General features: G+C 62.4%; 5 protein-coding genes. 4 read left to right on the top strand and 1 reads right to left on the bottom strand.

Annotation, left to right across the window (positions count from 1 at the left end; genetic code table 11):
• Positions 1 to 66: 66 nt before the first annotated feature.
• The 4 genes from ACE04F_RS18540 (at position 67) to ACE04F_RS18555 (ending at position 3456) form a co-directional block, all read left to right on the top strand.
• Positions 67 to 672, top strand: coding sequence for an LPS-assembly lipoprotein LptE (locus ACE04F_RS18540; protein ID WP_486108943.1), 606 nt, complete (start codon positions 67 to 69; stop codon positions 670 to 672).
• Positions 673 to 711: 39 nt separating this feature from the next.
• Entirely contained in the window at positions 712 to 1749 is a 1038-nt protein-coding gene (gene holA / locus ACE04F_RS18545; RefSeq protein ID WP_486108945.1) for a DNA polymerase III subunit delta, read from the top strand.
• 147 nt (positions 1750 to 1896) lie between these two features.
• Positions 1897 to 2061 carry an alternative ribosome rescue factor ArfA gene (arfA, locus tag ACE04F_RS18550; protein ID WP_030140368.1) on the top strand — a complete coding sequence of 55 codons (165 nt, stop codon included), beginning with the start codon at positions 1897 to 1899 and terminating at the stop codon, positions 2059 to 2061.
• 72 nt (positions 2062 to 2133) lie between these two features.
• A complete protein-coding gene (locus ACE04F_RS18555) occupies positions 2134 to 3456 on the top strand; it encodes a lytic murein transglycosylase (protein WP_486108947.1) in 1323 nt (440 codons plus the stop codon).
• Positions 3457 to 3565: 109 nt separating this feature from the next.
• Here ACE04F_RS18555 and ACE04F_RS18560 read toward each other — a convergent pair whose 3' ends face one another.
• On the bottom strand, positions 3566 to 4504 hold the full coding sequence (locus tag ACE04F_RS18560; RefSeq protein WP_486108949.1) for a S66 peptidase family protein: 939 nt from the start codon (positions 4502 to 4504) through the stop codon (positions 3566 to 3568).
• Positions 4505 to 4692 lie beyond the last annotated feature (188 nt).

Genomic DNA, 4692 nt, shown 5'->3' on the forward strand with positions numbered 1-4692 from the left:
CCCCACGCCGAATATGACCTGCGGGGCCGCACAGTTCGGCCCATGGGTTTCAAGGGGAGCAACAACATGATCAAACGTAATCTGCTGGTTATGGGCCTGGCGGTCCTGTTGAGCGCCTGCGGCTTCCAGCTGCGCGGCACGGGCACCACCGAGCTGGCCATCAAGGAACTGGACCTCAGCGCGCGGGACGCTTATGGCGATACCGTGAAAATGCTGCGTCAGACCCTGGAAAACAGCGGTGTGAAAGTCTACAGCGGCGCGCCGTACAAGCTGATATTGGCAAGCGAACAGCAAAGCCAGCGCAGCCTCAGCTATGCCGGCGCCGGCCGTTCGGCCGAGTACGAGCTGACCAACGTGCTGAACTACGAGATCCGCGGCCAGAATGATCTGTCGCTGCTGGACGACAAGCTGCAGGTGCAGAAGGTCTACCTGCACGATGGCAACAACATCACCGGTTCCGATCAGGAGTCCGTCGAAGTGCGCGGCGAAATGCGTCGTGAACTGGTTCAGCGCATGATGCTGCGCCTGCAACAACTGAGCCCGGCCCAACTGGACCAGTTGCAACAGACCGCAGACGCCCGTGCCAAGGCTGAGGCCGAGGCACTGGAAGCGGCACGCAAGGCTGAGGCGGAAACCCCGCAACAGTCGCCCATGCAGATCCCGGCTCAATAAGCTTTGCGGGGCGCTCCGGCGCCCCGCTCGCCTGCGCCTATGAAGCTCGCTCCCGCTCAACTCGGCAAACACCTGCAAGGCGCCCTCGCGCCCGTCTATATCATCAGCGGCGATGATCCGCTGCTGTGCCAGGAAGCCGCCGACGCCATCCGCTCTGCTGCCCGCCAGCAAGGTTTCGACGAACGCCAAGTGTTCGCCGCCGACGCCAGTTTCGACTGGGGTACGTTGCTGCAGGCCGGGGCGAGCATGTCGCTGTTCGCCGAAAAACGTTTGCTGGAACTGCGCTTGCCCTCCGGTAAACCCGGTGACAAGGGCGCCGCTGCGCTGATCGAATACTGCTCGCGGCCCGCCGAAGACACGGTATTGCTGATCAGCTTGCCGAAACTCGATGGCAGCGCGCAGAAAACCAAGTGGGGCAAGGCGCTGGTCGAAGGCCAGCAGACTCAGTTCGTGCAGATCTGGCCGGTGGATGTCGGCCAGTTGCCCGGTTGGATCCGCCAGCGCCTGTCCCAGGCCGGCCTGTCGGCCAGCCAGGACGCGGTTGAGCTGATTGCCGCCCGGGTCGAAGGCAACCTGTTGGCCGCCGCCCAGGAAATCGAAAAGCTCAAGCTGATGGCCGAGGGTGGCCAGATTACAGTGGAAACGGTCCAGGCGGCCGTGGCCGACAGCGCACGCTTCGATGTCTTCGGGCTGACCGACGCAATCCTTAACGGTGAAGCCGCCCACGCCTTGCGCATGCTTGAAGGCCTGCGGGGCGAAGGCGTCGAACCGCCGGTGATTCTCTGGGCATTGGCCCGGGAGTTGCGACTGCTCGCGAACCTGTCGCTGCAATACAGTCAGGGCGTGCCGCTGGACAAAGCCTTCAGCCAGGCCCGGCCGCCGGTATGGGACAAACGCAAACCGTTGATGAGCAAGGCGCTGCAACGTTACTCGGCATCACGCTGGGCGCAATTGCTGCTCGAAGCCCAGCGCATCGACGCGCAGATCAAGGGCCAGGCGGCAGGCTCGCCGTGGATGAGCCTCAGTCGGTTGTCGCTGTTGATGGCCGGCCAACGGCTGTCATTACCCGCTGAATAAACCGGTACCTATGGGGCGCGAGCTGATCCCCCGCCACAAACTCCGTTGACTCAGGTGACATATCCTGCACAGCGCAGGGACTGGACAAAACCCCAGCCCTGCCCCATGATTTGCCTCGCAAAAAACCACCCAACGAGAGATCCCATCATGAGCAAAAAGCCATCCAGGCATGGCCCAAACAAGGCCAAGTCCATCGTCGCCCAGCCCCTGTTCCGCAGCCGCCAGGAACGACCCGCCAAGGGCAAAGGCAGCTACCGCCGCGAAGCCTTCCAGTCTGACAACTGGGAGGCTTCTTGCTTTCTGGCAGCCTGAAACACTCGAACAAGCTCTACAGCCCCTGCCCATGTTAAGGTCAGCACTTGATTCGTTTATCTGGACCCGTGCATGCCCCTTTGCCTTTCCCGTCGTTGGCCACTGCGCCAATTGATAGCTGCCGCAAGCGTTGCGTTATTGGTCGCCTGCGCTGAAAAACCCACCGCCGCCGACGCCCAACCGCTCAAGACCCTGCCTGCCGTGACCGCACCGGCCATCGTGCCGCCCGTGGTGCCGACCGGGGAAAACCTGGTCATCGCGCCGACCCAGACCTTCGCCGAATGGCAAGCCGGGTTTCGCAAGGAAGCACTCGCCGCCGGGATCCGGGCCGACCTGTTCGACCGCGCCTTCATCGGCGTCAGCCCGGACATGAGCGTGATCAAGGCTGATCGCAGCCAACCTGAATTCAGCCGGCCCGTATGGGAATACCTCGATGGCGCCTTGTCACCTTTGCGGGTGCGCAAAGGCCAGGCCTTGCTCCAGCAGCACGCCGACATCCTGCAAAGCATCGAACAGCGCTACGGTGTCGATCGTCAGGCGCTGGTGGCGGTGTGGGGCATGGAGAGCAACTTCGGCCAATTCCAGGGGACCAAGTCGGTGATCAACTCCCTGGCGACCCTCGCGTACGAAGGGCGGCGCCCAGGTTTTGCTCACGCACAACTGATTGCCGCGCTGCAAATTCTGCAACAAGGCGATATCACCCCGGAAAAAATGCTCGGTTCCTGGGCCGGCGCCATGGGCCAGACCCAGTTCATTCCAACCACCTACAACACCCATGCGGTGGATTTCGATGGCGATGGGCGTCGTGATATCTGGGGCAGTTCCACCGACGCCCTGGCCTCGACCGCGCATTACCTGCAGAGCTCCGGCTGGCAGCGCGGCCAACCGTGGGGGTTCGAGGTCTCGCTCGGCGAAGGCTTCGACTACACCCTGGCCGATGGCACGATTCGCAAACCCGTCTCCGAATGGGAGCGCCTGGGCGTTTCCGAATATGGCGGCTTGCCGATTGCCCCGGATGAGAAACAGCTCTCGGCTTCCCTTCTCCTGCCGGCAGGCCATCGCGGCCCGGCATTCCTGATATTCGACAACTTCCGCGCCATCCTCAAGTACAACAACTCATCGTCCTATGCGTTGGCGGTTGGGCTGTTGTCGCAGCGCTTCGCTGGCGCAGGCCTGATCTACGGCCAGTGGCCAAAGGAGGATCTGCCCTTGAGCCGCAGCGAACGCATCGAATTGCAGACCCTTTTGGGCAAGCACAACTACGATGCGGGCACGCCCGACGGCATTATCGGCGCCAACACCCGCAAGGCGATCCGCAGCGCCCAGCAGTCGTTTGGCTGGCCGGCGGATGGGTATCCGACGCACAAGTTGCTGGAGGCGTTGCGTAGCCGCTGAATCGATGTATGGCTGACGCTTTCGCGAGCAGGCTCGCTCCCACAGGTGCTCATGTATTCCCTGTAGGAGCTAGCCTGCTCGCCAAGACTGACTATCAGGCAACAGAAAATTAGCGGCTGACCACCACATCCTGCTCCAGCACCAACCTCTTCTCCCCCGCATCCAGCGTCACCAGCGCGCCCATCGGCAACGTCAGGTTCGGATCGCAGTGCCCGCTGCGCCAGCCGGACAACACCGGAATACGCAGTGGTTCGAAGGTCTGCTTGAACAAGCGGTTCAGCGCCTCGCCATCCACACCGGCGACATCCCCCAACAGCACGCCCCGCAGCTTCGCCAGAGTGCCCGCCAACCGTAACTGGGTCAGCAAGCGATCGATGCGATATAGCGGCTCATTGACGTCCTCGACCAACAGGATCACGCCTTCGGCATCAATTTCGTAAGGCGTGCCCATGGTCGCGGCGATCATCGACAGATTGCCTCCCAGCAGGCGCCCGTGGGCGATGCCAGGTTCTACGGTGGTCAATGGATAGGCTGCGGGATGGCTCATTACGTCGCCCGCTTTCAGCTGTCCGCGGATCAGGCTGAAGAACGAGGTGACGGTCGGGGGTTCCTTGTCGCTCAGCAGGTCGGCGTTGAGCAATGGTCCGTGAAAGGTCACGAACCCGGCGTAACGGCTGATTGCCAGGTGCAGTGCGGTGATGTCGCTGTAGCCGACGAAGGGCTTGGGGTTTCGTTTTATGAGGTCGAAGTCGATGCGATCGAGCAGGCGTGGGGTGCCGTAGCCTCCGCGCAGGCAGATGATCGCTTTTACCTCGGGGTCGGCGAAGGCGGCGTGCAGGTCGTTGAGGCGTATTTCGTCGCTGCCGGCCAGGTAGCCGTCTTTTTCGTAGACGCCGGGGAAGATTCGCAGATCATGGCCCCTGGCGCGCATCCATTGGGTGGCTTTTTCCGTGTCCAATGGGGCCGGGCCGGCGGGGGCGATCACGGCGATCAGGCCTTCGGGCGGGAGGGCTGGGACGGGGTGATGGGGGGTTAGGGTCTGGACCATGGAGCTCCCGGCTTTGAGACTTAGATATGTGTGTATATCCATTGCTGCTGTAACGGCTGCTTATGGTTCCGCTCTTACAGCGGGTCACTTTTGGTAGAGCGCCAAAAGTAACCAAAAGCGCTTTGCCCCACCACTCGGCACCTCGCCCAGGCTCGGTGTGCCCTCACTCCGGCATTGCTCCGTGGGCC

Source organism: Pseudomonas sp. AGC41 (assembly GCF_057334555.1).

Coding starts and splice junctions, on each gene's coding strand:
- ACE04F_RS18560 (WP_486108949.1), bottom strand. CDS start 4,504: ATGGTCCAGACCCTAACCCCCCATCACCCCGTCCCAGCCCTCCCGCCC.
- ACE04F_RS18555 (WP_486108947.1), top strand. CDS start 2,134: ATGCCCCTTTGCCTTTCCCGTCGTTGGCCACTGCGCCAATTGATAGCT.
- ACE04F_RS18540 (WP_486108943.1), top strand. CDS start 67: ATGATCAAACGTAATCTGCTGGTTATGGGCCTGGCGGTCCTGTTGAGC.
- holA (WP_486108945.1), top strand. CDS start 712: ATGAAGCTCGCTCCCGCTCAACTCGGCAAACACCTGCAAGGCGCCCTC.
- arfA (WP_030140368.1), top strand. CDS start 1,897: ATGAGCAAAAAGCCATCCAGGCATGGCCCAAACAAGGCCAAGTCCATC.